We start from the raw sequence: 1,319 nt of genomic DNA, 5'->3' as shown, positions 1-1,319 counted from the left end.
GTGGGAAGGGAGGCACGGGCGCCCACGGTAGCGACCGGGCTGCGGGCGGGCGGGACGGTGGTCTGGGGCCCTCTGTGCGCGCAGGTCCGGATCCACCCCCGCGAGTCGCCCGGATTCGACGCGCGAGTCGCCCGGAACCCGCCGGCGAGTCGCCCGGATTCCGCGCGCGAGTCGCCCGGGCTGTGTGATCAGGGACGGGGCGAGGTGAGAGCGAAGGTGATCTCGCGGCGTCTCAACCGGTAGCCCGCCCGGTCGTAGACGCCCAGGGCGCCGGTCGGGTTCTGGGCATCCACGGTGAGCGACGAGGTGTCGTAGCCGCAGTCACGGGCCGTCCGCAGCACGTGCGCGAGCAGCGCGGCCGCGACCCCTCTCCGCCGGTGCGCCGCGACGGTGCCGACCGTGGCGACGTAGAGGTCACGCCTGCCGGTGCGCGCCGTGTCGGCGTCGTACTCGTAGCTGAGCAGGTAGCCCGCGATCCCACCGTCCGCCGTCGTCGCGACCGCCGAGCAGGCTGGGCGGAAAGCCCGGCTCCCGGTGCGCGAGTGCGCCCAGCCCTCGGCGCTGACCGGCGCGGAGCCCCAGTGGTCGGCGAAGGCGCTGTTGTGCGCGGTCCGCAGCGGCCCGTCCCAGCGCGCCGCGTCGTAGTCGGGGCCCAGCGACGAGACGGCCAGGCCGGCCGGGGCGGGAGCAGGCGCGATCGGCTCGGTGAGGGTGCGGTCGAGCTCCGACCACCACCGCAGGGGCACCATCCCGGCGGCCTCGGCCAGCGCGACCGCACCCTTATTCGACTCGGGCACCCGGATACGCAGGGTCGCACCGAGCTCGGTTGCCCGTTCCCGCGCCGCGGCCAGCAGTGCGTTCCCGATGCCCCGGCGGCGGTACGCCGGATGCACGCCGGCATCCGAGATCAGGGACGGGCCCTCCGCGCGCCCACTGCGCGACCGCAGCACCTGGTAGGCGACCGCCCTGGCATCGGCACCCGCCGGTCCATCGAGCAGCAGGACGGTCTCGCGCTCGACGTCGAGCTCGGGATCGGCGAGCTCCTCGGCGCAGTCGGCGGCGTCGTAGTGCTCGCCGCGCTGGTCGGCGTCCTCGATCGCGGCGAGCAGATCGGCCCAGCGACCCGCGTCGTCGCGGCGCATCGGACGGCCGTGCAGTCCGGACCGCAGCGGCGACGGAAGGACGGGCAAGGTCACGGCGGCGACGCTAGGACATCCGGCCACGGTCCGCACACGGTTTGCCGGACGGGCGACTCGCGCGCTCGAACCGGGCGACTCGCGGGAGTCCGGGCCTGCGGCCCCGCGGGACCGGGCGGGCGA

General features: G+C 75.7%; 1 protein-coding gene. It reads right to left on the bottom strand.

Annotation, left to right across the window (positions count from 1 at the left end):
* Nucleotides 1-188: 188 nt before the first annotated feature.
* Nucleotides 189-1,196, bottom strand: a complete 1,008-nt coding sequence (locus tag HF577_RS37175) for a GNAT family N-acetyltransferase (protein ID WP_169400682.1) — start codon at nt 1,194-1,196, stop codon at nt 189-191.
* Nucleotides 1,197-1,319: the final 123 nt, after the last annotated feature.

This window comes from Pseudonocardia xinjiangensis, from assembly GCF_012911925.1.
Taxonomy (GTDB): Bacteria; Actinomycetota; Actinomycetes; order Mycobacteriales; family Pseudonocardiaceae; genus Pseudonocardia; species Pseudonocardia xinjiangensis.
This window is presented reverse-complemented; position numbering and strand designations above follow the sequence as displayed.